At 71.4% G+C, this 25,278-nt stretch carries 25 protein-coding genes and 2 pseudogenes; 18 read left to right on the top strand and 9 right to left on the bottom strand.

Features of this window, described 5'->3' with window-relative positions; genetic code table 11:
- The first annotated feature begins 3 nt into the window (after nt 1-3).
- Nucleotides 4-873, top strand: a complete 870-nt coding sequence (locus H5965_RS11100; RefSeq protein ID WP_310969513.1) for a hypothetical protein — start codon at nt 4-6, stop codon at nt 871-873.
- A gap of 44 nt (nt 874-917) precedes the next feature.
- Here the strand turns inward: H5965_RS11100 and H5965_RS11095 are convergent, their stop codons facing one another.
- The 3 genes from H5965_RS11095 to H5965_RS11085 form a co-directional block, all read right to left on the bottom strand.
- Nucleotides 918-2,456: an amino acid permease gene (locus tag H5965_RS11095; protein WP_310969512.1), complete on the bottom strand. Its 1,539-nt coding sequence runs from the start codon at nt 2,454-2,456 to the stop codon at nt 918-920.
- Between the two features lie 70 nt (nt 2,457-2,526).
- The gene (locus H5965_RS11090; RefSeq protein ID WP_310969511.1) at nt 2,527-3,447 is read right to left on the bottom strand and encodes a serine hydrolase domain-containing protein; all 921 of its coding nucleotides are present in this window, start codon (nt 3,445-3,447) and stop codon (nt 2,527-2,529) included.
- A 40-nt stretch (nt 3,448-3,487) separates the two neighbouring features.
- The gene (locus tag H5965_RS11085; protein WP_310969510.1) at nt 3,488-4,624 is read right to left on the bottom strand and encodes a glycerophosphodiester phosphodiesterase; all 1,137 of its coding nucleotides are present in this window, start codon (nt 4,622-4,624) and stop codon (nt 3,488-3,490) included.
- Nucleotides 4,625-5,096: 472 nt separating this feature from the next.
- Between H5965_RS11085 and purD the strand changes: the two genes are divergently transcribed.
- The 10 genes and pseudogenes from purD to H5965_RS11035 all read left to right on the top strand — a co-directional run bounded on the left by purD (nt 5,097) and on the right by H5965_RS11035 (nt 14,001).
- Nucleotides 5,097-6,371, top strand: coding sequence for a phosphoribosylamine--glycine ligase (purD, locus tag H5965_RS11080; protein ID WP_310969509.1), 1,275 nt, complete (start codon nt 5,097-5,099; stop codon nt 6,369-6,371).
- A gap of 124 nt (nt 6,372-6,495) precedes the next feature.
- Complete coding sequence (locus tag H5965_RS11075) at nt 6,496-6,876, top strand: hypothetical protein (protein ID WP_310969508.1); 381 nt, start codon at nt 6,496-6,498, stop codon at nt 6,874-6,876.
- A gap of 16 nt (nt 6,877-6,892) precedes the next feature.
- Entirely contained in the window at nt 6,893-7,459 is a 567-nt protein-coding gene (locus tag H5965_RS11070) for a DUF3558 domain-containing protein (protein ID WP_310969693.1), read from the top strand.
- 9 nt (nt 7,460-7,468) lie between these two features.
- Complete coding sequence (locus H5965_RS11065) at nt 7,469-9,061, top strand: hypothetical protein (RefSeq protein ID WP_310969507.1); 1,593 nt, start codon at nt 7,469-7,471, stop codon at nt 9,059-9,061.
- 2 nt (nt 9,062-9,063) lie between these two features.
- Nucleotides 9,064-9,822, top strand: a complete 759-nt coding sequence (locus tag H5965_RS11060; protein ID WP_310969506.1) for an ESX secretion-associated protein EspG — start codon at nt 9,064-9,066, stop codon at nt 9,820-9,822.
- Nucleotides 9,823-9,955: 133 nt separating this feature from the next.
- Nucleotides 9,956-10,267, top strand: coding sequence for a hypothetical protein (locus tag H5965_RS11055; protein WP_310969505.1), 312 nt, complete (start codon nt 9,956-9,958; stop codon nt 10,265-10,267).
- A 16-nt stretch (nt 10,268-10,283) separates the two neighbouring features.
- A pseudogene (locus tag H5965_RS11050) lies at nt 10,284-11,210 on the top strand (WXG100 family type VII secretion target); the annotation flags it as partial.
- Nucleotides 11,211-12,305: 1,095 nt separating this feature from the next.
- Nucleotides 12,306-12,521: pseudogene (locus H5965_RS11045) on the top strand (transglycosylase SLT domain-containing protein); the annotation flags it as partial.
- 9 nt (nt 12,522-12,530) lie between these two features.
- Nucleotides 12,531-13,712, top strand: coding sequence for a pyridoxal phosphate-dependent aminotransferase (locus H5965_RS11040; RefSeq protein ID WP_310969504.1), 1,182 nt, complete (start codon nt 12,531-12,533; stop codon nt 13,710-13,712).
- Nucleotides 13,713-13,809: 97 nt separating this feature from the next.
- The gene (locus H5965_RS11035) at nt 13,810-14,001 is read left to right on the top strand and encodes a hypothetical protein (protein ID WP_003096028.1); all 192 of its coding nucleotides are present in this window, start codon (nt 13,810-13,812) and stop codon (nt 13,999-14,001) included.
- Here H5965_RS11035 and H5965_RS11030 read toward each other — a convergent pair.
- The 3 genes from H5965_RS11030 to H5965_RS11020 form a co-directional block, all read right to left on the bottom strand.
- Nucleotides 13,998-14,813 carry an SAM-dependent methyltransferase gene (locus tag H5965_RS11030; protein ID WP_310969692.1) on the bottom strand — a complete coding sequence of 272 codons (816 nt, stop codon included), beginning with the start codon at nt 14,811-14,813 and terminating at the stop codon, nt 13,998-14,000. The genes H5965_RS11035 and H5965_RS11030 overlap by 4 nt on opposite strands.
- A gap of 85 nt (nt 14,814-14,898) precedes the next feature.
- A complete protein-coding gene (locus H5965_RS11025; protein ID WP_310969503.1) occupies nt 14,899-15,477 on the bottom strand; it encodes an HAD family phosphatase in 579 nt (192 codons plus the stop codon).
- 19 nt (nt 15,478-15,496) lie between these two features.
- Nucleotides 15,497-16,519: a GntG family PLP-dependent aldolase gene (locus tag H5965_RS11020; RefSeq protein WP_310969502.1), complete on the bottom strand. Its 1,023-nt coding sequence runs from the start codon at nt 16,517-16,519 to the stop codon at nt 15,497-15,499.
- Between the two features lie 136 nt (nt 16,520-16,655).
- On the opposite strand from H5965_RS11020, the gene H5965_RS11015 reads away from it, so the two are divergent.
- The 3 genes from H5965_RS11015 to H5965_RS11005 are packed head-to-tail and all read left to right on the top strand — an operon-like array spanning nt 16,656 to nt 18,499.
- Nucleotides 16,656-17,165, top strand: a complete 510-nt coding sequence (locus H5965_RS11015; protein ID WP_310969501.1) for a SigE family RNA polymerase sigma factor — start codon at nt 16,656-16,658, stop codon at nt 17,163-17,165.
- Entirely contained in the window at nt 17,158-17,871 is a 714-nt protein-coding gene (locus H5965_RS11010; protein ID WP_310969500.1) for a hypothetical protein, read from the top strand. Before H5965_RS11015 ends, H5965_RS11010 begins: the two co-directional genes overlap by 8 nt.
- 34 nt (nt 17,872-17,905) lie before the next feature.
- Entirely contained in the window at nt 17,906-18,499 is a 594-nt protein-coding gene (locus H5965_RS11005; RefSeq protein ID WP_310969499.1) for a TetR family transcriptional regulator, read from the top strand.
- 57 nt (nt 18,500-18,556) lie between these two features.
- Here H5965_RS11005 and H5965_RS11000 read toward each other — a convergent pair whose 3' ends face one another.
- Genes H5965_RS11000 through H5965_RS10990 form a run of 3 tightly spaced genes read right to left on the bottom strand, consistent with a single transcriptional unit; the run spans nt 18,557 to nt 20,925 of the window.
- A complete protein-coding gene (locus tag H5965_RS11000; protein WP_310969498.1) occupies nt 18,557-19,261 on the bottom strand; it encodes a FadR/GntR family transcriptional regulator in 705 nt (234 codons plus the stop codon).
- 49 nt (nt 19,262-19,310) lie between these two features.
- Complete coding sequence (locus H5965_RS10995; RefSeq protein ID WP_310969497.1) at nt 19,311-20,315, bottom strand: beta-propeller fold lactonase family protein; 1,005 nt, start codon at nt 20,313-20,315, stop codon at nt 19,311-19,313.
- Nucleotides 20,308-20,925 (bottom strand): bifunctional 4-hydroxy-2-oxoglutarate aldolase/2-dehydro-3-deoxy-phosphogluconate aldolase, encoded by a 618-nt coding sequence (locus tag H5965_RS10990; protein ID WP_310969496.1) that lies wholly within the window; start codon nt 20,923-20,925, stop codon nt 20,308-20,310. The genes H5965_RS10995 and H5965_RS10990 overlap by 8 nt, the downstream gene beginning before the upstream one ends.
- A 68-nt stretch (nt 20,926-20,993) precedes the next feature.
- On the opposite strand from H5965_RS10990, the gene H5965_RS10985 reads away from it, so the two are divergent.
- The 4 genes from H5965_RS10985 (at nt 20,994) to H5965_RS10970 (ending at nt 25,277) form a co-directional block, all read left to right on the top strand.
- Entirely contained in the window at nt 20,994-21,671 is a 678-nt protein-coding gene (locus H5965_RS10985) for an SDR family oxidoreductase (RefSeq protein ID WP_310969495.1), read from the top strand.
- 16 nt (nt 21,672-21,687) lie between these two features.
- Nucleotides 21,688-22,833: a galactonate dehydratase gene (dgoD, locus tag H5965_RS10980; RefSeq protein WP_310969494.1), complete on the top strand. Its 1,146-nt coding sequence runs from the start codon at nt 21,688-21,690 to the stop codon at nt 22,831-22,833.
- 46 nt (nt 22,834-22,879) lie between these two features.
- Nucleotides 22,880-24,307, top strand: coding sequence for an adenylosuccinate lyase (gene purB / locus H5965_RS10975; protein ID WP_310969493.1), 1,428 nt, complete (start codon nt 22,880-22,882; stop codon nt 24,305-24,307).
- Between the two features lie 151 nt (nt 24,308-24,458).
- Complete coding sequence (locus H5965_RS10970) at nt 24,459-25,277, top strand: ABC transporter substrate-binding protein (protein ID WP_310969492.1); 819 nt, start codon at nt 24,459-24,461, stop codon at nt 25,275-25,277.
- Nucleotide 25,278: the final 1 nt, after the last annotated feature.

Here is a 25,278-nt window from a genome sequence, read left to right as displayed (position 1 = left end):
GCCATGACCAGCAGCGACGAGACGCGCAACCTGCCCCTCCCGCAGCCGCGCCGCCCGCGGGAGGGGCCGCACACCGGGAGCTCCTCGGCTGCCGGGGACCGGCTGCTCGCCCGGATCCGGGAGCTGCGCTACCTGGCCGACCGGGTGCTGGACGACCTGGTCGTCGGCCCGCACGGGCAGAACCTCACCGTCGCCCAAGCCCAGGCCAAGGCCGAGCTTTTCGACGAGCTGATCGAGCTGGAACAGGCGCAGGGCAGCCTGCGCCACCGCCGCGTCAACCGGCTCACCCGGGTGCTGACCCTGCTCACCGTCACCGTGGTCGACCTGCCGATCATGCTGTGGCTGGCCGGGTCGGTGTTCAACGTCGACTGGACGGCTCCGGTCGGGCTGCCGCTGCTCATCAGCGTGGTGATCTCGGTGCTGGCCACCGGGGGCGCCGCGACCGCGTTGCACCACCTGGGCCACAACCAGCGCCAGCACAAGAACCACCGCCGCCAGCTGGAGTGGAGCAAGCTGTCCACCGGCGCGAAGCTGAGCCTGCTCACGGTCGGGCTGCTGGTGGGCCTGATGGGCGTGGTGATGTTCGTCCGGGTGTCCACCGAGGGGCTGCTGTCCGGGATGAACGGGCTCGCGCTGCTGATGGCGGTGCTCGTCGCGCTCGTCATGGTCGTCTCGGCGACGCTGGTGTTCTGGACGGCCTTCCGCGACGGCTCCCTGGAGCAGGACGACCTGCGCCACTACAGCGAGTGCGTCCGGCCGCACCTGGCCGCCCAGCGCGAGTACGAGGACCAGGCCTACGAGCTGGGGTGCCAGTACGACCTGCTGCGCCGCCGCGCCGAACGCGAGGACGCGATCGGCGCGCCGGCCGAGTGAGCGGTCGTGAGTGGTGAGGCAGCCGCCTCACCACTCACGACGACTCAGCCCAGGTCCTTCAGTTCCTGTTCCACCGCAGCCAGTTCCGCCTCCGAACCCTGGACCTTCGGGCCCTTGAACCACTTCCGGGCCGAAACCACCCACCACAGCGCCGCCCCGCCCAGCACCACGAGGAAGGCGATCGGCGTGTAGTTGAAGGAATCCACGGTCACGGGCGAAACCTGCGGCAGCATGAAGAGCACGAAGATCAGCGCGACCCACACCGTCGCGATGATGCCGATCGGCTTGCCCCAGCGGCCGAGCGTCCACGGCCCCGGCTCGAACGAGTCGCCGCGGCGGACGCGCAGGAACACCGGGATCACGTACGCGACGTACAGCCCGACCACGGCGATCGACGTCACCGCGGCGTAGGCCGTCGCGCTCCACAGGTACGGCAGGGCCAACACCAGCGCGCCTCCCGCGGCGAGCCACACCGCGTTGGTCGGCGTCTGCGTGCGCTTGTTGATCTTGTGCCAGAAGCCCGAGCCCGGGATCGCGCCGTCACGGGCGAAGGCGTAGATCATCCGCGAGTTCGCCGTCACCGACGCCATGCCGCAGAACAGCTGGGCGCCGATGCAGATCAGCAGGAGGAACTTGCCGGTGACGGCACCGGTCGCGTCGATGAAGATCTGCGCGGGCGGGACACCGGTGGCCGAGCCGACGGCGCCGTCGTAGTCCTGGATCGCGAACGTCAGGCCGATCAGCAGGATCCAGCCGGCGACGAGGGAGACGACGATCGACATGACGATGCCGCGCGGGCCCGCCGTCGCCGCGCTCTTCGTCTCCTCGGTCATGTGCGCGGACGCGTCGTAGCCGGTCAGCGTGTACTGCGCGACGAGCAGCCCGAGCGCGAAGACGTAGAACGCCGACCCCCAGCCCGTCTGGTTGACGAAGCTCCCGAAGACGAACGACGCGTCCTGGTGCTTGGCCGGCACGAAAACGAGCACGCCGACGATCACCAGCACGCCGATCAGGTGCCACCACACGCTGACGTTGTTGAGGATCGCCACGATCCGGACGCCGAAGGTGTTCAGCAGGCCGTGCACCACGAGGATGATCGCGAGCAGCAGGATCGTGTGCCCCGGCGTCGCTTCGAAGCCGAACTGCAGGTCGAGGAACGCGTTGAGGAACAGCGCCGCGCCGAAGTCGATGCCCGCGGTGACCGCGATCTGGCCGATGAGGTTGAACCAGCCGGTGAACCACGACCACGCGGGACCGGACCGGCCGGGCGCCAGCTTCGCGGCCCAGTAGTACAGGCCGCCGGCGGTCGGGTAGCTGGAGCAGACCTCGGCCATGCCGAGCCCGACCAGGATGACGAACACCCCGACCAGCGGCCAGCCCCAGATCATCGCGGCCGGGCCGCCGGTCTTCATGCCGAAGCCGTAGAGCGTGAGGCAGCCGGAGAGGATCGAGATGATCGTGAAGGAGACGGCGAAGTTCGAGAACGCCGACATCGTCCGTTTCAGCTCTTGGGCGTAGCCCAGCTGGTGCAGCCGGGCGGCGTCGTCGTCGGCGGGGGTGGTCTGCTGGTCGGAAACATCCATCGGGCACCTCTTGAAAGGTATGCGGCCAGACCATTGAATTCGCCGAAGGTAGCCCCGGGCCCGGAGGGTGTCAAGCCTTCGTCAAGAACTCGTCCAGCCGCCGCAGCAGGGGCCCGCCACCTCGGTGGTCGTTCGAGATCAGGGTCGCCGTCAGCCCGGTCGACGGCTCGTGCGTGCTCCGGAACGTGACGCCGTGGTCGCCGCCCTCCAGCCGCACGACGCCGGGCCGGGGCAGCCAGAAGCCGAGGCCGTAGCCCTCCGCGTGCGGGCGCAGCATCCGGGTGACCCACTCGCGGGGCACGATCCGCCCGTCCAGCAAGGCGGGCCAGAACTTCCGGAAGTCCGGGGCGGAGCTGTAGATTCCGCCGTCGCCGTGCCCCACGACGGGCAGGCTGAAGACGTTGCTGCGCCCGTCTTCGAGGTAGCCGGTGGCCGTGCGGGCGGGCAGCGCGTCCGAGCGGAGGAAGGCCGTGTCCGTCATCCCGGCGGGGCCGCAGACCCGCTCGTGGACGAGGTCGGTGAAAGGTATGCCGGCGATCCGTTCGGCGATCAGGCCGAGGACGGCGAAGGCGCCGTTGTTGTACCGGAATTCCGTACCGGGCGGGGAAACCTGCGGGAAGCCGTCGAGCGCGGCGAGGTAGTCGGCCGACGTGACGAGCCACGGCGGGTGCTCCGGCGGGTTGTCGTCGTCGCAGTAGTCGCCGATGCCGGAGGTGTGCGTCAGCAGGTGCTCGACGGTCACCCGGTCGTCGATCAGCGGCAGGTCGTCGCCGAGGACTTCGCGGGCGGTCGTCTCGAGTTCCAGCCGTCCCTCGGCGATCAGGCCTACCACGACCAGCGCGGTGAACCCCTTGGTGCCACTGGCGATCGCGAACCGCGTGTCGACGGTGTTCTCGACGCCGTAAGCGATGTGCGCGTACCCGGATGCCTCGGCGAGCAGCGTCTCGTCGCCGCGGCTGACCAGCACCACGCCGGAAAAGGGCGCTTCCATGGACCCAGCGTCCACGGAAGCGCCCTTCGCGGCCAAGCGATTAACGGCCCAGGAAGGCGTGCAGCGATTCGAGGGCGGTGTCCGGCTGGTCGGCGAAGAAGCCGTCGACGCCGGCCCGGAAAAACGCCGCCTCCTCGGTGAAGACGTCACCGTAGGCGTCCGGCTCGGCCGACGAGCGCAGGTTCGCGGGCAGGAACGGGTTCTCGTTCCGGAAGGTGTACGGCTGCACCTTCAGGCCGGCCTTGTGGGCGTCCGCGACGAGCGCGGTCGGCGTGCCCAGGTTGTCGTTCTTGTCCCGCGGGATGATCTGCGCCTTGTCCGGGCCGAGGTACTTCGCGTACTTCGCCACTTCGCGCAGGCCCTGCGGCGTGACCAGGTCCGCGTACGTCCGCTTGTCGCCGTTCGCGACGAAGTCCGCCGGGGCGCCGGAGGCCGAGGTCAGCTGCAGCAGCGGCGTCCGCAGCTGCCGGTGCAGCGCGATCAGGTTCGACACCTCGAACGACTGGATGATCGCGGGCGCGTCCGGCCGGTCGAGGCCGTTGCGCTTGAGGATGGCGACCAGCTTCGGCTCGGTCGGGTTGCCGATGGACTGGAAGAACGTCGAGTGCTTGACCTCGGGGTAGGTGCCGAGGGTGCGGTGCAGCTCGCGGCCGAGGCGCTTGGTCAGGTCGAGGACCTCCTGGTAGGAGGCGATCTGGTAGCGCCCGTTGTACAGCGTGTTGTGCGGCCGGTTCTGCGGGATCCGCTCGACCGCGCGCAGCGTCTTCAGCTCGGCGAGCGTGAAGTCCTGGGTGAACCACCCGGTGGTGGTGACCCCGTCGAGCACGACGGTCTTCTTCCGGTCGGCGAACTCCGGGTGCTTCGCGACGTCGGTGGTGCCGCCGATCTCGGGTTCGTGCCGGGCGACGAGCTGGCCGTCCTTGGTGGGCACGAGGTCGACGTCGACCCAGTCGACGCCCATCCGGTAGGCGAGCTCGTAGGAGGCGAGCGTGTGCTCCGGCCGGTACCCGGGCGCGCCGCGGTGTCCGATGATCACGGGGTCATGGTGGCCCCGCCCGCGCGCGACGGCATCCCCGGACCCGCTTTCGGCGGCGGACGCCGACCCGACGGCAAAGCCGGTGACGCTCAGCAACGCCAGCCCGGCCAGCGCGAGCAAGCCGACACGTTTGCGCTTCATCTGGTGACCTCTTTTCACACAGGGTGTGCCCTGACTACCCGCGCAACCCTCGATGTCGCAAGCGTCCGAAGTACGTACCTGACCGGTCGAAGCGGTAAACGGCGCGTGGACTCCTGTTCGTCCAGTGAGCGGTTTGGTGCCCACCACCCCGAAGCCGGGATTGTCACTACGGCCGGTGGTACCGCGTCAAGGCGGGAAAGCGTGCCTTGACCCGGCACCACCGGCCGTGTTTCGGCTTCGGATCGGGGTGGCGGGGGAGGCCTGGGTGGGGTGCAGGTCTGGGCGTCCGCGTCCGCGTCCGCGTGCCGTTCGGGTCGGCCCGCGGAGTCGCGAATGACTCATTCGGGACGTGCGAGGTCCCGAATGAGTCATTCGCGACCTTCGGGGAGCGCGCAGCCCGCCGAGCCGTCCCGAACCCGCCCCGGCGACGGGGCGATGTGGCCCTCCGGCCCGGCCGGATACGCTGTGCGGCGTGCGCGTACTGGTAATCGGCTCCGGCGCCCGTGAGCATGCACTCGTCCTCGCGGCGTCCGGCGATCCCGCCGTCACGGCCCTGGCCTGCGCGCCCGGCAATGCCGGGACCGCCGCCGTCGCCGAACAGCTCGGTGTTGATGCCGCCGATCCCGAGGCCGTTGCCGGGCTCGCCAAGAGCTGGCAGGCCGACCTCGTCGTCGTCGGCCCTGAGGTGCCGCTCGTCGCCGGGGTGGCCGATGCCGTGCGGAAGGCCGGCGTCGCCTGCTTCGGCCCGTCGGCCGCCGCCGCGCGGATCGAAGGGTCGAAAGCCTTCGCGAAGGACGTCATGGCCGCCGCGAACGTGCCCACCGCGCGCAGCGAGGTCGTCGACAACCCCGCCCGGCTCGATGCCGCGCTCGCCCGGTTCGGCCCCACCTGGGTCGTCAAGGACGACGGCCTCGCCGCCGGCAAGGGTGTCGTCGTCACGCCGGACATCGACGTCGCGCGCAAGCACGCCATCATGCTGCTCGACGGCGGGCACCCCGTCCTCCTCGAATCCTTTTTGGACGGACCGGAAGCCTCGCTGTTCTGCTTCGTCGACGGCAACACCGTCGTCCCGCTGCTGCCCGCCCAGGACTTCAAGCGCGTCGGCGACGGCGACGCCGGCCCGAACACCGGCGGCATGGGTGCCTACGCGCCACTGCCCTGGGCGCCCGAGAACCTGGTCGACGAGCTGGTGGAGACCGTCGTCCAGCCGGTCGCCGACGAGCTGGTCAACCGCGGCGCGCCGTTCTCCGGCCTGCTCTACGCCGGCCTCGCGCTGACTTCCGACGGCCCGCAGGTCATCGAGTTCAACTGCCGCTTCGGCGACCCGGAGACGCAGGTCGTGCTGGCCCTGCTGCGCACCCCGATCGCCGGGCTGATGCACGCCACCGCCACCGGCAAGCTCGCCGAGCACCCGCCACTGGAGTGGTCCGGCGGCGCCGCGGTCACCGTCGTGATCGCCGCCGACGGCTACCCGGGCAAGCCGCACACCGGGGACGTCATCACCGGGGCCGAGCTGGAAGGCGTCCTGCACGCCGGCACCCGTCGCCGGGACGACGGCGCCGTCGTCTCCTCCGGCGGCCGCGTGCTCTCGATCGTCGGCACCGGCAAGTCGCTCAAGGCGGCGCGCAAGCACGCCTACGAAACCGTCGAAAAGGTCCACCTCGCCGGCTCGCACCACCGCACGGACATCGCGCTGAAGGCGGCGAACGGCGAGATCAGCGCCCCGACGGCCAAACAGCGGGCCTGATTCCACGGATCGGGGGAACCGGCCGGGCCCACTCTTCGTCCAAACTCAGGCTGCCGCCACACCCGCGTTGGTAGCCTCGACGGGGAGCCGGCCGGTCACTGTCCGTATGACGTCAGGGGAGAGCATGTCAGGACCCTCGTACGACCTCAGCTCGGCGGTCCCCGTGGCGCCGGCCGCAGCGGACGTCCTGGTCCACCCGGACAAGCTGCTCGACGTCGCCCGGATCGTCGAAGAACAGGCCAACGCCCTCGAAGACCAGCTGCTCACCCGGCTCGGCCAGCTGCGGATCGACGCACCGTCCGCCGACGTGATCAGCACCCAGTCGGTCCAGGCCTGGAACACCCTGATCGCCGACGGCGACCGCTCCTACGCCGGCCAGGTGCGCGAGTACGTCGCCGGCCTCAAGCGCCTGGTCGAGCAGCTGCGCGAGGCCGCGAAGGACTACAAGGTCGGCGAAGAGGAGAAGGCGGCGGTGTTCGGTGACCGCGGCAAGCACGGTGCGTAACCGGATCGCCGGAGGCGTGCTCGCGACGGCGGCGCTCGCCGGCTGCTCCGCGGGCACCGAAGGCACCCCGTACCCGGTCGAAACGGCCGCCACGGCCGCGTCGCAGAGCGCCAAGGCCGCCCAGCTGCCGCAGCGGCCGGCCGACCTGTCGCTGCAGGGCGTCGAGCTGTGCGAACTCTTCCCGCAGGTCCAGCTCGACGCGCTGAAGATCAACAGCGTTCCCCGCAAGGCGCCGGAGGAGGACGGCCGGACCTGCGTGTTCGACGCCGACGGCGCCGAGCCGGTGCACTCCTACCACGTGCGAGCCGTGTCGGCGGACCTCGACCAGTGGATCACCGGCACCCGCAAGAAGAACAGCATGACCACCGAGCCGAAGACCATCGGTGGCTACCCGGCGCTGACGAACTACCGCGCGGCCGGCGACCCGGCCGACTGCGAGACGCTCGTCGGCGTCGCGAAGGGCCAGACGCTGGCCGTCCAGACCTTCGCCATCACCCGCGGCCGGCTCACGCAGCCGCAGCTGTGCGACATGTCGGCGCACGCCGCCGACCTGGCGCTGCAGTCCCTGAAAGCACGCAACTAGGGAGGGCGCGTGGAATTCTCCGAGCTCGCGGCCGGGATCCAGAACCACCGGTTCGACGGCTGGACCAACACCGCGATCGCCGACCAGATCACCCGGATGATCAACGGCGACGGCACCGGCAGCATCGGCACCGCCGTCGACGCTCTGAAGGCCGTCGCGACCGCCCTCGCCCACACCGACCAGACGTTGCGCGCGCAGCTGCTCGAACTCGGCGTCGAATGGCAGAGCCAGGCCGGCGGCGCGGCGAGCCAGGTCTTCACCGAGAAGGCCGGCTTCTCCCAGGACGCCACCACGAAGGTCGCGCACGCCGCGGAAATGGTGTTCGAGCAGGGCGAGGCCTTCAACCGGACCAAGTACAAGCTGCCGGACGCCGAGACGGTCCGGAAGGGCGCGGGCGGCTTCACCCTCACCGACAGCCTGGTCAGCCTCATCGGCTTCGAGACCGACCACGCCAAGCAGGTCGAGGCCGCGAACGACGCCAAGGCGCAGGCCCAGCAGGCGCTGAACGAGTACGCCCAGCAGAGCGGCACGAACCTGCTCTCGACGCAGGCGCTGTCCGACCCGGAGTCGCTCAAGCTGGCCGCCCCGGGCATCACGCCGGGAGTGCTGGACGTCGCCGGCGCCGCGGTCGCGGTGACGCCGGACGGCGGCGTGAAGCCGGCTTCGGACAAGGTCCGGTCGGTGCACGTCGACCCGCCGGTGGTGCAGCCGGTGTCGCACACCGTGCACGCCGACCCGCCGACCCCGGTCTACGGCGTCGCGGCCCAGCAGCCGTCCCGGCCCGCGCCGCAGCAGCCGCCGCGCCAGACCGGCTCGACCGGTTCGGCGGGCGCGGCCGGCGCCCCGCCCGTCCAGCACACGACGCCGAGTTCGACGACGCCGTCGGGCGCGAAGCCGCCGACGTCCGCGCCCGGCCCCGGCTGGGTCCAGACCCCGGGCCGTGGCACGGCCGGCGACCCGTCCGGCCGCTTCACACCCGGACCGGGCACCGGGGGCCAGGCCGACCCGTTCTGCCCGCCCGGTGCGCCCGGCGCGCAGCCGCCCGGCTCGAGCCCCGCGACGGCGCCGATCAAGTCGCTCGGCGGCGGTGGCGGCGGGACGCCCGGTGGCGCCACCGGCATCGACAGCTCCACCGGCCGCGGCCCGGACGGCCTGCTGGCCAAGGGCCGCACGGTCGGCGCCATGCCGCAGGCCCCGCTGCAGCCGGGCCAGTACACCGGTGAACGCGGTTTCGTCGGCAAGCCCGGCGCGACCCCCGGCGACATCGGCGCCGGCGCGGCGGCGATCGGCGCGGGCGTGGCCGGCGGCGCGCTGAGCGGCGACAAGGAGCGTCAGCCGCGCGACAAGAGCCAGCCGAAGGGCCCGGTTCGGCCGCTGCCGGTCGGCGAGTTGCCTGAAGAAGAGGCCGTCGCGCTGCGGAAGTCCGAGCAGATCAGCCCGAAGCAGAAGCCCGGCGAGGCGAAGTTCCTGTCCGAGGCGGCCCCGCAGGAGGAGGACGCCGAGCACGTCCGCCGCTACGGCGTCGACGACCAGGACCTGTTCGCCGACCAGCGGATGGTGTCCCGTGACGTGCTCGGCGACCACGGCGGGGACGGGCGCTGACCGTGTCGCTCGTCCTGTCGGCCCTCGAGTTCGACGTGCTCTGGGAATCCTTCGACCTGCCCCGGCGGCACGTCGCGCTGGACGTGCCGAGCGACGGAACCACCATGACCGAGCGGCGCGAGCTGGTCGACTCGGCGTGGGTTTCGCTGAGCGAGCGGCGGCTGGCCCGCAACCGGCGGGTGTCCGGCGAGCTGGCCGACCTGCTGCACCTGCTGGCGCGCCCGCAGCTCGGGATCGACGTATGGGTGTGGGCGGAACGCGAGATCCGCGGCCGCGCGGTCAGCCTGCGCGGCCAGGCGGTGCTGGCGGTGGTGGACCACGGCGAGGTCTGGCTGATCCCGGCGACCGAGGACGGCCTCGCGGAGGCGGCGGTCTCGGTGGCGGGCGACCTGGGCCCGGGCATCGGCCAGACGGTCAGCCTGCCCTACGACGTCGTGAAGTCCGCCGACGCGGCGGCGAAAGGTGACGCGAAGGCGCTGGTCACGGCCCTGGAGGACCGCGGGATACCGCTCTTCCAGGCCCAGGAGCTATCGGGCATGTTGCTCGGCCAGGAGGCCCGCGGCCAGTTCGGCGCGGAACGCACCTCGCGCGACGGCGTGGTGCACCGGGCGGGCCGGGTGGTGGCGTTCTTCGACACCGACGCGGGCCGCTACCTGTTCCAGGTGGGCCGCGACGGCGACGGCCGCGAGTGGGCCACCGTCACCCCGGCGGACAACGCCCTGCTCGCCACGCGGATCCGCGAACTGGTGGCGGAAGCCTGATCCCCGCTGGGTGGAAGTTGGCGGAGAGCCGTACCCGCGTCCCGGGCGAAGTCATAAAGTAAGCGCGGGAACCGTCCTGGTCGGAACGACGTCCGATCGGGCGGAGACAAGTTTCCGAAGGGGATGACGAACCGTGCCTGTCTACGACCCGGACTCGATGGCCATCGCGGCCAGTCAGGTGGAGAAGCTGAAGGACGAGTTCGAAAAGTCCAAGCAGAAGGTCACCGGCCTGGACCACGAGAAGGAAAGCCCCTTCGGCGGAATGGACGAAACGGGCGACGCGCACGGCGCGGTCGGCAAGTTCAAGGACGGCGTGCACAACCAGTTCGACGCCGCGGGCAAGCACATGGAGGCGCTGGGGTTCGCCATGCGCAAGGCCGCGGGCCTGATCGCCGAAACCGACCAGGTCGGCGCGAGCGATCTCAAACTGCACGTCGACAAGTGATTCTGGGGGCACCACAGTGGGTTTGAACGGGGGCGGCGCCGGAACGCCGGACAACTGGGACGCCTTCATGAAGAAGGTCGACCAGGTCGAAAAGGTCGATTTGGGAAAGATCACCGCGGCGGCCACGCAGTTCCGCGAGGCCGGGAAGAACGCCGGTGACCACAACGCTTCCCTGAAGAATTCGACCGACGCGCTCAACGGCAGCGTGTGGGCCGGCCCGGCGGCGGACCAGTTCTTCCAGTACGTCCGCCAGGTCCGCGACGCCGGCACCAAGGTGCAGACCCACCTCGAGGACGTCGCCAAGGACCTCGACGACCTCGCGCGGACCCTCGACCAGATCAAGAAGAACGTCGGGGACAAGCAGCTCGCCGCGGAAAAGGCCGTCAACGAGCGCAACGCCAAGGCCGAAACCGACATCAACAACGCCTTGGCCGCGGCGAAGAAGGCCCACGACGAAGGCAAGCCGGGGCCCAGCCCCAGCGCCGACCAGATCCTGGCCACCGCGAAAACGGACATCCACACCATCACGGCCGGCTTCGACGGCGACGTCACCGGCTTGCAGACCCAGGCCGACACGGCGATCAAGGCGTCGCAGAAACTGATGTCCCAGCAGATCGAGGGCGGCTACGACCAGGTCCCCCTGCCGAGCAGCTCGGCAGCGGCCCCCAAGAGCACGGGCGGCATCCACAGCAACGGCTCCTCCCACGGCGGCGGAGGCGGCGGCGGCGGAGGTGGGGGTGGCGGAGGCGGCGGTGGCGGCCTCGGCCCGAGCGGCGGCCCGCCTTCTTCGCCGCCGCCGGGGAACGTCCAGCAGTGGATCCAGGAAGCCATGAAGGCACTGCAGGCCGCGGGCATTCCGGTGACGGACGCGGACATCCCGAAGATCTGGGCGATCATCCAGCACGAATCCGGCGGAAATCCCAACGCCATCAACAACTGGGACTGCGTGCCGCTGGACACGCAGATCGTGACCAGGCGCGGGCTGCTGAAGCACGACGCGGTCGAAGCCGGCGACGAGACGATCGGCTACAACCCGGCCACCGGGCGCAGCGAGTGGACGCGGATCACCCGGGTGGTCCACCACGAAGACGCCGAACTGGTCCGGATGGTCAACTCGCGGTGGCAGGCGACCACGACGCCCAACCACCGCTGGCTCAACCTCCCGAGGGTTGGTGTCAGCCGCACCGATCTGCCAGTGGTCTGCCCGGAATGCGGGTGGGAGCCGCGGACGGCGCGGCAGCCGGCGAACGGCGTCGCGGTGCACCGGCGCAAGAAGCACGGCTTCGTTTCACCGAGGCAGGAGCACCGCTACGCGACCGAGGCCGGTTTCGTCACCACCGAGGACGTCCGGTCACGCGATCGGATCCTTCTGGCGGCGCCCGCCGCCACGGAATCCTCGCTGGACATCAGTGTCTCCGAAGCGGCGATCCTCGGGTGGATCGCCGGCGACGGTCACGTCGAGTCCCGCCGGCACCGCCCGACCATGTCCATCGCGCAGTCGAAGCCCGAAATGGTCGCGAAGCTCCGCAAGCTCCTCGACGGCGTGCCGCACGCGCTGTACGTCGACGACCGCGGCGGGTGCGGGCCTCGGCACCAGTTCCGGCTGGACCACGACTACGCCGAGAACCTGATGGCGCGCGCCGGGCATCCCCGCGCCGACGCGGTCGCCCAGGTGCTGGCGATGTCCACGGAGCAGCGCGAGGCGTGGCTCGAGGCCATCACCGACGCCGAAGGCACCCGGTACCTGCGACCCGGGTACTCGCGGCCGCAGGTCGTCATCTACCAGGCGGCCGGTACCGTCCTCGACGCGATCGCGCTGGCCGGTTACCTGTCCGGAGCCCGGCCCCGGGTACTCCCCGTGGCGCGGAAGAACCAGCCGGAGACCTGGCGTCCGGAATTCTCCGTGCACCTGAACAACCCGATCATCACCGGGGCCTTCCTGAAGAAGGAAGCCGCCGGGCGGGGTGACGTCTGGTGCGTGACCACGGAGCTGGGCACCTGGACGGCCCAGGAAGGTGACCACCTCTTCCTGACCGGCAATTCCAATGCCGCCGCGGGGCACCCGTCCAAGGGGCTCATGCAGTGCATCGACTCCACGTTCAACGCCCACAAGCTCCCCGGGCACGACAACATCTACAACCCGGTCGACAACATCATCGCCGGGGTCCGGTACTCCTTCGACCGGTACGGCAGCCTCGACAACGTGCCCGGCATCAAGGCCATGGCCCACGGTGGTGCCTACCGCGGCTACTAGCCTGGCCCCATGGCCGACCTCGGAGCTTTCGCCGGGCCCGCGCTGCGGGCCGGCGTGCCGCCCTTCCACGTCATGGACGTCCTCTCCGCGGCCGGGGCGCGGCAGCGCAGCCACGGCGATCTCGTGTCGCTCGCGGCCGGGCAGCCGTCCGCTCCGGCGCCGAAGGCCGTGCTCGAGGCCGCCCAGGAAGCGCTGCAGAAGAGCACGCTGGGCTACACCGAACAGCTCGGCATTCCCGAGCTGCGCGAGGCCGTCGCCGGGCATTACCGGACGCGGTACGACGTCGACGTCCAAGCGCACGACGTCGTTCTGACCACCGGGTCGTCCGGGGGTTTCCTGCTCGCCTTCCTCAGCGCCTTCGACCCCGGCGCCAAGGTCGCCATGGCCCGGCCCGGCTACCCCGCCTACCGGAACCTGCTGTCCGTCCTCGGCTGCGAGGTCGTCGAGTTCGCCACCACCGCCGAGACGAACTTCCAGCCCACCGTCGAACTGCTCGACGAGCTCGGGCCGATCGACGGCCTGATCGTCGCCAGCCCCGGCAATCCCACCGGGACCGTGCTGCCGCCCGGGGAGCTCGCCGCGATCACCGGCTGGTGCTCGTCGCACGGCGTCCAGCTGATCAGCGACGAGATCTACCACGGCATCTCCTACGGCGCCGAGCTCGACTGCGCGTGGCAGTACGGCCGCGAGCCGGTCGTGCTCGGCAGCTTCTCGAAGTACTTCGCGATGACCGGCTGGCGGCTCGGCTGGATGCTCGCCCCGCAGCGCCTCCACCGCGCGATCGACGTCCTGACCGGCAACTTCACCATCTGCCCGCCCGCCGTCTCGCAGTACGCGGCCCTCGCCGCCTTCACACCCGAGGCGTACGCGGAGGCCGACGCGCACGTCGAGCGGTACCGCGCCAACCGCGATCGGCTCTTCGCCGGCCTGCAGCGCATCGGCCTCGGCAAACTCGCCCCGGCTGACGGGGCCTTCTACGCGTACGCCGACGTCAGCGCGTACACGCACGACAGCCTGAGCTGGTGCCAGCGGCTGCTCGCCGAAACCGGGCTCGCCATCACCCCCGGCGTCGACTTCGACCCGGTCGACGGCGGCAAGTACGTCCGGTTCTCCTTCGCCGGCAGCGCCGAGGACATCGACGAAGGGGTCCGGCGCCTGGGGGCCTGGCTGGCCAGGGGGAACCCTGAATAAACCCCGAACGTTGGCCGTCCGAGGGGAGTTTCACCGCGCCAGGTGGCAGTGTGGAGGCATCGGGCCGGTGGGGCCACGGGGAGACATCGGAGGAACCATGTTCTGGAAGATCGTCGGCGGCCTGATCGTCGCCTGGGTGGCGTTCATGGTGCTGGGCGCCGTGATCGGCTTCGTGTTCAAGGCCGTCCTCTGGATCGCCATCATCGGCGGCATCGCCTTCCTCGGCGCCGCCGGCTACAAGGCGATCACCGGCGGCAAGAAGGACCCGCGGCGCATCAACCGCTACTAGGGGACCCGCGCCACGCCGGCCAGCGCCGTCCAGTTGACCGGCGTCAGCTGCGCCAGGCGCGGCCCGTCCGGCCACCACTGGTGCGGCGCGGTCAGCCCGGGCTCGAGCAGGTCGAGGCCGTCGAAGAACGACGTGATCTCGGCCCGCGTGCGGTAGAGCGTGTCGAGCCCGATGCGGGCGAAGCGGTCCTGCAGGGAAGTCGCGACGGCGGCCGCGTCGGAGCCGTCGGCCGGGTTGTGCTGGTGCAGCAGGAGCAGGTACGAGCCCGGCGCCAGCGCGCCGACGTAGGACTTGACCACCTGCTGCGCCTGGTGGAGGTCGGCGATGTGGTCGACGACCCCGCACAGCACGAGCCCGGCGGGCCGGTCGAAGTCGATGAACCGCTCGACCCCGGCGAGCGTCTCGCCGGGGTTCAGCGGATCGGTGCCGCAGATGTGCGTGAAGTCGTTGTCGACGAGCAGCGCCCGGCCGTGCGCCTCCACCACCGGGTCGTCGCCGACGTAGACGACGTGCGCTTCCGGGTTGTACTTCTGCGCCACCTGGTGGGTGTTCTCCGCCGTCGGGAACCCCGACGCGAGGTCGAGGAACTGGTCGACGTCCAGCCGCTCGGTCAGGTAGCGGACGGCGCGCACCAGCCACTGCCGCGCTTCCCGGGCCATCGCCGGGGCTTCCGGCGCGATCGCCGTCAGCTGCCGCAGGACGGCGCGATCGGGCTCGTAGTGGTTCTGCCCGCCCAGCAGCGCGTCGGTGACGCGAGCGATGCTCGGCCGTTCGAAGTCGACGTGGGCCGATGGTCGTTCGCTCGTCGCCATGCGCACCTACCGGGGAGTGTGGGGACGCTCAGCCTAGGACATGGAGATCACGGCGGGTAGGCGGCCGTGCGGTGCGCGTGAGCCCTCAGTCCAGCCACGCGCGGGCCGCGTCGGCGCCGTTCCAGACGTGGGCCCGGAGCCCGACCGCCCGCGCTCCCTCCACATTGGACTCGCGGTCGTCGAAGAACAGGCAGTCGGCCGGCTCGGCGCCGAGCTCGTCGAGCAGGAGGCGGAAGATCTTCGCGTCCGGCTTGACGCACCGGACGTCGCCGGAGAACAGCGTTACGCGAAACAGCCTCGCCCAGTCCTGCGCACGGACCCACTCGCCGAACGCGATCGGCGCGTTCGAGAGCAGCGCCAGGTTCGCGCCGGCTTCGGAGAGCGCTTCGAGCAGGGCCTTCGACGAAGGTTCCAGGTGCCCCCAGCCCTCGACGTCGATGCGGGTCAGCTCGGCCGACAGTGCCTCGTCGACCGGCGCACCCACGGCGTCGCCGACCGCCTGCCAGTACTCGAGCGGGGTGCTGCCGGCGTCGTAGGGCAGCCGGTACTCCCAGTACGCCTCCAGGAACTGCGGCAGCGGCGCGCCCATCGCCGCGGCCAGGTCGGGCAGGGCGGCGCTCGGCTTGCTGAGCACGTCGCCGTAGTCGAACACGATCCAGTTCATGCGGTCCCCCGGGACTTCGTCACGCGCCGGTCTTGATCCGGCGCAGGGCTTCTTCGACGTCGGTCGCGCTCAGGTCCCGGTGGGTGACGAACCGGACCTTTCCCGCCATCGGCACCGCGCGGATGCCGAGCGTGTCGAGCCAGGCCAGCGCGGTCGGGATGTCGGGGACTTCGGCGAGCACGATGTTGGTGTCGGGTGTGTTGGCCGGCCAGCCGTGTTCGCGCAGGCCTTCGGCGAGCCGCCGAGCGTTCTCGTGCGACTCGGCCAGCTCGGGGATGCGGTCCAGCGCGACCAGGCAGGCCGCCGCCAGGATGCCGCCCTGCCGGACGCCGCCGCCGAGCATCTGCCGCATCCGGCGGGCCCGCTCGACGAACGCCGTACTGCCCGCGATGACCGAGCCGACCGGCGCGCCGAGGCCCTTGCTGAAGCAGGCCGACACGGTGTCGACGCCGACGGTCAGCGCGGCGGGCGGCACTTCGAGCGCGACCGCCGCCTGCCAGAGCCGGGCGCCGTCGAGGTGCACGGTCAGGCCCGCTTCCTTGGCAACCGAGAGCAGCTGGGCGTGCTCGTCGGGCGGCGTCACCGCGCCGCCGGCCGCGTTGTGGGTGTTCTCGAGGCAGAGCAGCGATGTCCGTAATGTGAAGTACGGCCCGGGTTGTCCGATCGCGGCCGCGAGGGCGTCGGGAGACGGGCGGCCCGGGCCGCCGTCGTGCTCGAGGATGTCCGGCATGCCGCCGGCCAGCCACGCCGCCGAGCCCAGCTCGTTCACCAGCACGTGCGCGCCGCGGGTGGCGAGGAACCGGTCGCCGCGCTGCAGGTGCAGGCTCAGCGCGATCAGGTTGGCCATGGTCCCGCTCGGCACCCAGAGCGCCGCTTGCATGCCGAGGACGTGTGCCGCCCGCTCCTCCAGGACCGCGACCGTGGGATCGCGCTCGAGGACGTTGTCCCCGACCTCGGCGGAGGCCATCGCCGCCCGCATCGTGTCATCCGGCCGGGTGACGGTGTCGGAGCGGAAGTCCAGGACGGGCGGGTCGAAGGTCACGTTGCGATCACATCACACCCACGTCGCGGGGATCAATCAGCCCTTGAGTGGTCGAACCCGCTCCGTCCGTGCAACCGTGGACGCCCCTGATTCCGTCCTCCCGGGCGAACGACAACAGAGCGGAGCACGACTGCGCGTGGACCAGCGCGACGAGCAGGAGTTCGCGGAGTACTTCGCCGCCAGGCGGGACGCCGTGCGCCGGACCGCGTACATGCTCTGCGGCGACTGGCACCGGGCGGACGACCTCGCGCAGACGGCGTTCGTGGCACTGCACCGGAGGTGGAAGAAGATCAGGGATCGCGCGGCGACCGACGCGTACGTCCGCAAGACGCTCGTCCGGGCGTCGATCGACGAATCGCGGCGGCCGTGGCGGCGCGAGTGGCAGACCGAGACGCTGCCGGAGCCGCCGGACGACACGCCCGGTCTAGACGACCTCGTCGCGACCAGGGAGGACCTGCTCGCGGCGCTGAAGGAAGTGCCGCCCAAGCAGCGGGCGGTGCTGGTCATGCGGTTCTTCGAAGGACTCGACGTGACCGGCGCGGCGCAGGCGCTGGGCTGCAGCGAAGGGAACGTGAAGAGCCAGACCGCCCGCGGGCTGGCGAACCTGAGGCAGGTCCTCGAACGGGAGGTGGAGACCAATGGATGAGCAGGAACTGCGCTCGTTGTTCTCCGCCGCGCCGCCGGACGCGCCGTCGCCGACGTTCAGCCGCGACGACGTCGTCCGCGAATCCCGCCGCCAGACCCTGCGCCGCCGGAACCGGATCACCGCCGGCGTGAGCGCCGCCGCGCTGGTCGTCGTCGGCTTCGGCGCGTACGGAGTGCTCTCCGGGGGTACCCCCGAGGCGCTGATCGCGACGGACAACGCCGCTCCCGCGCATTCCGGGCCGGGCGTCGCGCAACCCGGAGACGGCTCGATGCGTCCTGAAGTCGGCGGGGAGTCACCGAACTTCTCGTCCCAGCCACCTCAGCAGGGGGGTGCCGGGGACGGGAAGACCGGCCAACTGGCCGAAGGCGCCTCCGGGTGCGAACAGGTGGACGGGGAGCTCGCCACTGCCCTCGCTGGCGAGCTCCCCGGCCACGTCTCCGCCACCCAGGCCGTCCCGGGCGGCGCCTGTTCGACGGTGGCGCGGTCCGCCGGGTTCCCGGTCCCGGGCGGCGAAGTCGCCGCGGCGGTGTACCCGAAGGGCATCCCGGAGGTCTTCAAGTCCCAGCCGGCCGGCACGGTCACCGCGCGGGTGGGCACCGCGTCCGGCGGGGTGCTGGTGCTGGTCAGCGTGCCGTCCGCGGGAGCGGCGGCGCCGTACGCGGGCCAGGTGGACGGGTTCGCCCGCGATCTCGCGCCCCGGTTCTGAGCCCGGGGCCGCCCGGTTGGCAGAATGACCGGCCATGACCGCTGCGACCACCCCCAAGGGGGAGCGACGGCGCGCCGCGCTCGTCGAGGCCGCCGCGAAACTGCTCGTCGAGGGCGGGTTCGACGCGGTGCGGCACCGGGCGGTGGCCGAGCGGGCGGGCCTGCCGCTCGCGTCGACGACGTACTACTTCGACTCGCTGGAAGACCTGGTCACGGCGGCCGTCGAGCACCACTCGAACGCCGAGCTGGCGACCGGCCGCCGCCGGCTGGAGGAGCTCGCGACCCGCAACCGCGGCGTGCAGGCGACCGTCGACCTGGTGCTGGACCTGCTGCTCGGCCCGGAGAGCGGCGACCAGGCGGCCGACGCCGAAGCCGTACTCCTGCGCTACGAGCGGCTGGTCGCGACCGGCCGCCGCCCGTACCTGCGGCCGCTGATGCGGACGCTGTCGGCCCAGCTCAACGAGCTGCTGACGGAGATCTTCGCCCGCTCCGGCACCCCGGTCTCCGCGACCGAGCTGGAGCGGCTGGTCGCCCTGGTCGACGGCGCGGTCGTCAACGCCCTGGTCGAGGTCGACCCCGAGCCCCGCGCGGCCGCCGCCCGGATGCTCCAAGCCGCCCTCGCCGAATAGCGCAGCCCGCCGCACCCGGTCGTGAGTGGTAACGCGGGTCAGAACCCGCCTTACCACTCACGAGCGCGTGCGCTGAGCCTTCGCCAGGTCGTCCTGGGCCTTGGTGACCAGCGCGAGCATCGCCTGCTCGGCCGCGGCCGGGTCACCCGCGACGATCGCGTCGAACACCTTCCGGTGGTTCGGCACCGGGTCCTCCGCCGCCGGGGAGCCGTGCACGAGCTTGTCCCGCTCGGCCAGCCCGATCGCGATGATCCGTTCCATCCGCACCAGGAAGTTGTTGTGCGTGGCGGCCATCAGCCGCCGGTGGAAGGCGAGGTCGGCCTGGACGCTCGCTTCCGGGTCGTCGCCCGCGGCGGCCATGTCGGCGAGCGCGTCCCGCAGCGCCTCGAGGTCTTCCTCGGTGGCCCGCCCGGCGGCGATCCGGGCGGCGGCCGGCTCGACGACGGCTCGGACCTCGGTGAGCTCGTCGAGCAGCCCGGGATCGTCGGCGGCCGCGGTCTGCCAGCGCATGACGTCGGCGTCGAGCATGTTCCACTTCTCGCGCGGCTGCACGAAGGTGCCGCGCTTCTGCCGGGCGTCGATCATCCCCTTGGCGGCCAGCACTTTGAGCGCTTCGCGCAGAGCGGTGAGACTGATGTCGAGCTCTTCGCGCAGCGCGGGCAGGTCCAGGACGGTGCCCTCGCCCCACTCGTCGGAGAGGATCCGGCTGGCCAGTGCCTCCACGGTCTGGCCGTGCAACCCGCGGGGCCGGTGTTCGGTCAATGGAGGGCCCTCTCAGCCGGCAGGTGTTGACCGCATTATGGATGCCTGGTCAAGGCAGGGACACCGGCAGCACGAAGGTCGGTGACCCCGTCGGGTGGTACCGCAGTTCCGCTTCGCCGGACGCGGTCAGCGTGAACGCCGTGATCGCGTCCTCCGACTGCGCCGCCACGTAACAAGTGCCGTCCACCAGAGCGAAGTGCCGCGGGTTCGCGCCGCAGGGCTGGTCGGCCACCGCGGCCGCGTCGTCCAGCGCGAACTCCGTCACGCAGTCCGGGCCGCGGTTCGACACGTACAGGCGCGAGTCGGCCAGTTCCAGGTGGGCCACCAGGTTGGGCTTGACCGACGACAGCGTCGACGGCGTCGAGGCCACCACCTCGAACGCGCCCGGTGCCTTCTCGCGGACCGTCACCAGCGTCCCGGCCAGCTCGCCGACGACGTACGCCAGGTCCGTGCCCGGCCGGCGCACCAGCTGACGCGGTCCCGTGCCCGGCGGCAGCGAGGACACGGCCAGCGGCTCGAGGGCGCCCGAGGACGTCAGCGTGTAGCTGCGGATTTCGTCCGTTCCCAGGTCGACCGCGCTCACGATGGAACCGTCCGTGGACGGGACGGCCATGTGGACGTGCGCCGCTTCCTGGCGGTCGGTCACCGGCCCGCTGCCGCTGTGCCGGACCAGGGCCGTCCGCGCCTCGACCGCGCCCGAGGAGGACAGCGAGAAGACCGCCACGCTGCCGCCGGTGTAGTTGGCGCACAACAGGAACCGGCCGTCGGGGGTCACCGCGAGGTGGCACGGGTGCGCCCCGCCCGACTCGGCCGTGCCCAGCAGCGACAGCTCACCGGACGGGGCGATGGCCAACGCCGTCACGCCGCCGTCCGCGGTCTCGTTGGCCGCGTACAGCACCGGCAACGACGGGTGGCGCACCAGCCACGACGGCGACTCCAGCGGCAGCGAAGCCACTTCGCGCAACGAGCCGGACGGCGACCGCGAGAGCGTCGTGATCCCGGTGCCGTTCCCCGCATCGCCGGTGTAGCACCCGACGAAGACCAGCTCAGCCATGCGCGCTCCTCAACAGCGTCTCGACCCGGGTGGCGACCTCCGCGGGGGCGCCGCGGGTCAGCGCCGAGCCGATCCCGCAGGCGACCGCGCCCGCCGAGAGCCAGCCTGGCACGTCTTCCGGCCCGATGCCGCCGGTGGGTACCAGCGGGGCCTGCGGCAGCGCCGCCCGCACGTCCGCCACCCACGACGGCCCGAGCGCCGACGCCGGGAACACCTTCACCGCGTCGGCGCCTTCCTCCAGGGCCCGCACGATTTCGGTCACCGAGCCGGCGCCCGGCAGGGCTGCCGCGCCGTATCGGTGCGCGGTCCGGATCACCGCGCTGTCCACCGACGGTGACACCAGGAACCGCGCCCCCGCGCGGATCGCCAGCACCGCGGACGTCTCGTCGAGCACCGTGCCGGCGCCGATCGTCGCGTCCGGGTAGGCGGCCGCGAGCCCGGAGATCGCGTCCAGCGCGCCCGGGTTCGTCAGCGGCAGTTCGATCGAGCGCAGCCCGGCGTCGAGGGCCGCGCGGGCGGTCTCCACAGCGGACTCCGCATCGTGCGTGCGCACGATTCCGACGACTCCCTGGCGCAGCGCGTCAGCCATGATCTCCCACCGGTATTTCATGAGCCGCAGTCTACCTTGTGAAATCTTAAATTAGGATTTATTCTTGCACTTCAACGGACGGAGGGACGATGCCGACAGCGGTGGTGACCGGAGCGGCGTCCGGGATCGGGGCGGCGACCGCGCGGAAGCTCATCGGCGACGGCTACCGCGTGCTGGGCGTGGACGTCGCCGAGCTCCCCGACGGCGTCACGCCGATCCGGGGTTCGGTGAGCGAGGAAGCGACCTGGGCGGCCATCGGCGAGGTGGACGCGCTGGTCAGCAACGCCTACGTGCCCAGCACCGGGCCGCTGCACGAGATCGGCCGTGCCGAGTGGCAGCGCCAGCTCGACGTCAACCTCACCGGCACCTTCCTCGCCGTGAAGGCGTGCCTGCCGTCGTTGCGGGCGCGGCGGGGCGCGATCGTGCTGGTCTCGTCGGTGCACGCGCACTTCGGCCTGCCGGGTCACCCGGCGTACGCGGCCAGCAAGGGCGCGCTCGTCGCGCTGGCCCGGCAGCTGGCCGTCGAGTACGCCCCCGAGGTGCGGGTCAACTCCGTGCTGCCGGGGCCGGTGCTCACCGAGGCCTGGGCCCGCATCCCGCCCGAAGACCGCGAACGCAGCGCGCGGGCGACCCCGGCCGGCCGCCTGGGCCGGCCGGAGGAGGTCGCGGACGTGATCGCGTTCCTGCTCTCGGCCGCCGCCTCGTTCGTCACCGGGGCCGAACTGACCGTCGACGGCGGCTGGTCGGCCGCCAAGGATTCCGCGTAGAAGCAGGGGTACCCGGGTGAAGATCACCGCCATCGAGACGTTCCTGGTCGCACCGCGCTGGCTGTTCCTCAAGGTCAGCACGGACGAAGGGGTCAGCGGCTGGGGCGAGCCCGTGGTCGAGGGCCGCGCGGAGACCGTGCGCGCGGCCGTGCACGAGCTGTCCGAGCTGCTCATCGGCCAGGACCCGCTGCGCATCGAGGACCACTGGCAGGTGTTGCGGCGCGGCGGTTTCTACCGCGGCGGCCCGGTGCTCTCCAGCGCGCTCGCCGGGTTCGACCACGCGCTGTGGGACATCGCCGGCAAGGTCCGCAACGCGCCGGTGCACGAGCTGCTCGGCGGACCGGTCCGCGACCGCGTCCGGGTCTACAGCTGGGTCGGCGGCGACCGCCCGGCCGGCATCCGCGAAGCGGTGGCCGCGCAGGTCGAGGCCGGGTTCACCGCGGTGAAGATGAACGTCGCCGGGCCGATGACGGCGATCGCGTCCCCGGCCGAGGCGGACGCGGCGGTGGCGCGGGCCTGGGAAGCGCGGGAGGCGCTCGGCCCGCACCGCGACCTCGCGATCGACTTCCACGGCCGGGTCTCGCCCGCGATGGCGCGCCGGCTGGTGCGGCTGCTGGAGGACGTCCAGCCGCTGTTCGTCGAGGAGCCGATCCTGCCGGAGACCCAAGGCGACGCGCTGCGCTCGATCGTCGAGGCGTCCACGGTGCCGATCGCGCTCGGCGAGCGGCTCTATTCGCGCTGGGAGTTCAAGCCGGTGCTCGACGCCGGGGTCGCGGTCGTCCAGCCCGACCCGTCGCACGCCGGCGGCATCTCCGAGCTGCGGCGGATCGGGGCGCTGGCCGAGGTGTACGGCGCTTCGCTGGCGCCGCACTGCCCGCTCGGCCCGATTTCCCTGGCCGCGTCGCTGCAGGTCGCCTTCGCCACACCGAACTTCCTGATCCAGGAACAAAGCGTGGGCATGCACTACCACGAGGGCCGCGAGCACACGTACCTCGCGGATCCGTCGATCTTCGCGTTCCAGGACGGCTACGCGGCCCGGCCGCTCGGCCCCGGTCTCGGCATCGAGGTCGACGAAGAAGCCGTGCGCCGGGCGGACGAGACCGGCCACGCCTGGCGCTCACCGGTGTGGCGCCACGACGACGGCGGCTTCGCGGAATGGTGAAACCCCGGGCCGTCACCGCGCTGACCTGCGCAGGTATCGTGAGGGCGTGACGGACAAGCCCCGCATTCCGAACGTACTCGCCGCCCGCTACGCCTCCGCGGACCTGGTCTCGCTCTGGTCTCCGGAGCAGAAGGTCGTCCTGGAACGGCAGCTCTGGCTCGCCGTCCTCAAGGCCCAGCGGGACCTCGGCGTCGAGGTGCCGGACGGCGTCGTCGAAGCCTACGAGCGGGTGCTGGAGAACGTCGACCTCGAGTCGATCGCCGCCCGCGAGCGCGTCACCCGCCACGACGTCAAGGCCCGGATCGAGGAGTTCAGCGACCTCGCCGGCCAGGAGCACATCCACAAGGGCATGACCTCGCGCGACCTCACCGAGAACGTCGAGCAGCTCCAGCTGCTCCGCTCCCTGGAGCTCGTGCGCACCCGCGTCGCCGCCGTGCTGGCGCGGCTGGCCGCCCTCGCCGTCGAGCACGCCGACACCGTCATGGCCGGGCGCTCCCACAACGTCGCCGCGCAGGCCACCACCCTCGGCAAGCGGTTCGCCACCGCGGCCGACGAGCTGCTGGTCGCCTTCGAGCGCCTCGACAACCTCATCGAGCGGTACCCGCTGCGCGGCATCAAGGGCCCGGTCGGCACCGCGCAGGACATGCTCGACCTGCTCGGCGACGAGTCCACTTTGGACCAGCTCGAGGACCGCGTGATGCAGCACCTCGGGTTCAACCGGCGGTTCGTCAGCGTCGGCCAGGTGTACCCGCGCTCGCTCGACTTCGACGTGCTGTCCACTGTGGTCCAGCTCGCCGCGGCGCCCTCCAGCCTGGCCAAGACGATCCGGCTGATGGCCGGCCACGAGCTGGTCACCGAGGGCTTCAAGCCCGGCCAGGTCGGCTCGTCCGCCATGCCGCACAAGATGAACACCCGCTCCTGCGAGCGCGTGAACGGCCTCGCCGTCGTGCTGCGCGGCCACCTCTCGATGATCGGCGAGCTGGCCGGCGACCAGTGGAACGAGGGCGACGTCTCCGACTCGGTCGTCCGCCGGGTCGCGCTGCCGGACGCCTTCTTCGCGCTCGACGGCCTCCTGGAGACGTTCCTCACCGTGCTCGCCGAGTTCGGCGCCTTCCCGGCGGTGATCGAGCGTGAGCTCGATCGCTATCTGCCCTTCCTCACCACGACGAAGGTGCTCATGGCGTCGGTCCGCGCCGGCGTCGGGCGTGAGGCGGCCCACGAAGCGATCAAGGAGCACGCCGTCGCCGTCGCGCTCGAGATGCGCGAAGGCCGCGCCGAGAACGACCTCCTCGACCGGTTCGCCGCCGACGAGCGCATCCCGCTCGACCGCGGTGAGCTGGACAAACTCCTCGCCGACCGGATCTCGTTCACCGGCACGGCCGGGCGGCAGGTCACGCAGGTGGCCGAGCGCGTCGCCCAGGTCCTCGAGCGGTTCCCCGAGGCCGCGGGGTACGTCCCGCAGCCGATCCTGTGAGCTGACGCACGAGTCCACGGACTGGAACGAATCCACACGAACGGGCGAAATCCCTAATCTCGATCGCACGAAACCGGAGCGTCAGGGCGTTTACCCAGTGACCTGACGTGCTTTCCTCGCGCCCTGGGCGCGCCTACCTCTGGAAGAAGCGATGAGATCCACGCTGTCGAAAATCGCCGCGGCCGTCACCGCGGGCGCGCTGACGCTGACCTTGGCCGCCTGCGGTGGTTCCGACGCGGGGGCGACCACCCTGCGCGTCGGGACGCTGAGCGACGCCCCGCCGTCGATCTACCTGGAGAACGGCCGGTTCACCGGCTACGACAACGAGCTGCTGCGCGACATCGCCAAGCGGGAGGGCTTCGAGGTCGAGTTCGTCGGCACCGAGTTCTCCAGCCTGCTCGCCGGCGTCGCGGGCGGCAAGTTCGACATCGGCAGCTCGACGATCTCCAGCACCGAGGCGCGCAAGAAGACGGTCGCCTTCTCCAACGGCTACAACACCGGCTTCACCACGATCGTCACGGCCAAGGGCGCGAACCTGAAGGACGTCGCCGGGCTGGGCGGCAAGCGGCTCGGCGTGGTCCAGGGCTCGGTGCAGGACGAGTTCGCGGGCAAGGTCGCCGGCGCCCAGGTCGTCCGCTTCCCGGACTACAACGCGGGCTTCGCGCAGCTGAAGAACGGCACGCTCGACGGCTGGGTCGTCCCGCAGGACATCGGGCAGAAGTACCTGGACCAGAACCCGACTGTCCCGCTGGAACTCGGGTACACGGCCGAGGACAAGGACACGCCGTCGGCGTTCGCCGTGGCGAAGAAGAACACCGATCTGCTGAACAAGCTGAACGACGGCCTCGCGAAGGCCGTTGCGGACGGCACGGTGGCCCGGATCTACGGGCAGTTCTACAAGAACACGCCGCTGTCGAAGGAACTCCAGCAGGGCGGTCCCGGCCTGCCCGTCAAGAACCTGGTGGCGTGAC

The organism is Amycolatopsis sp. 505, from assembly GCF_031625235.1.
Taxonomy (GTDB): Bacteria; Actinomycetota; Actinomycetes; order Mycobacteriales; family Pseudonocardiaceae; genus Amycolatopsis.
Note: the sequence above shows the minus strand (reverse complement) of the source record. Positions and strands in the feature narration are given on the sequence as shown.

What these genes read in the sequence shown, in the direction of transcription:
- H5965_RS10995 (WP_310969497.1), bottom strand. Translation starts at nt 20,315, where the DNA reads ATGGCTGAGCTGGTCTTCGTCGGGTGCTACACCGGCGATGCGGGGAAC.
- H5965_RS11085 (WP_310969510.1), bottom strand. Translation starts at nt 4,624, where the DNA reads ATGAAGCGCAAACGTGTCGGCTTGCTCGCGCTGGCCGGGCTGGCGTTG.
- H5965_RS10990 (WP_310969496.1), bottom strand. Translation starts at nt 20,925, where the DNA reads ATGAAATACCGGTGGGAGATCATGGCTGACGCGCTGCGCCAGGGAGTC.
- H5965_RS11040 (WP_310969504.1), top strand. Translation starts at nt 12,531, where the DNA reads ATGGCCGACCTCGGAGCTTTCGCCGGGCCCGCGCTGCGGGCCGGCGTG.
- H5965_RS11100 (WP_310969513.1), top strand. Translation starts at nt 4, where the DNA reads ATGACCAGCAGCGACGAGACGCGCAACCTGCCCCTCCCGCAGCCGCGC.
- H5965_RS11025 (WP_310969503.1), bottom strand. Translation starts at nt 15,477, where the DNA reads ATGAACTGGATCGTGTTCGACTACGGCGACGTGCTCAGCAAGCCGAGC.
- H5965_RS11075 (WP_310969508.1), top strand. Translation starts at nt 6,496, where the DNA reads ATGTCAGGACCCTCGTACGACCTCAGCTCGGCGGTCCCCGTGGCGCCG.
- H5965_RS11030 (WP_310969692.1), bottom strand. Translation starts at nt 14,813, where the DNA reads ATGGCGACGAGCGAACGACCATCGGCCCACGTCGACTTCGAACGGCCG.
- H5965_RS11090 (WP_310969511.1), bottom strand. Translation starts at nt 3,447, where the DNA reads ATGGAAGCGCCCTTTTCCGGCGTGGTGCTGGTCAGCCGCGGCGACGAG.
- H5965_RS10970 (WP_310969492.1), top strand. Translation starts at nt 24,459, where the DNA reads ATGAGATCCACGCTGTCGAAAATCGCCGCGGCCGTCACCGCGGGCGCG.
- H5965_RS10985 (WP_310969495.1), top strand. Translation starts at nt 20,994, where the DNA reads ATGCCGACAGCGGTGGTGACCGGAGCGGCGTCCGGGATCGGGGCGGCG.
- H5965_RS11010 (WP_310969500.1), top strand. Translation starts at nt 17,158, where the DNA reads ATGGATGAGCAGGAACTGCGCTCGTTGTTCTCCGCCGCGCCGCCGGAC.
- H5965_RS11035 (WP_003096028.1), top strand. Translation starts at nt 13,810, where the DNA reads ATGTTCTGGAAGATCGTCGGCGGCCTGATCGTCGCCTGGGTGGCGTTC.
- H5965_RS11095 (WP_310969512.1), bottom strand. Translation starts at nt 2,456, where the DNA reads ATGGATGTTTCCGACCAGCAGACCACCCCCGCCGACGACGACGCCGCC.
- H5965_RS11005 (WP_310969499.1), top strand. Translation starts at nt 17,906, where the DNA reads ATGACCGCTGCGACCACCCCCAAGGGGGAGCGACGGCGCGCCGCGCTC.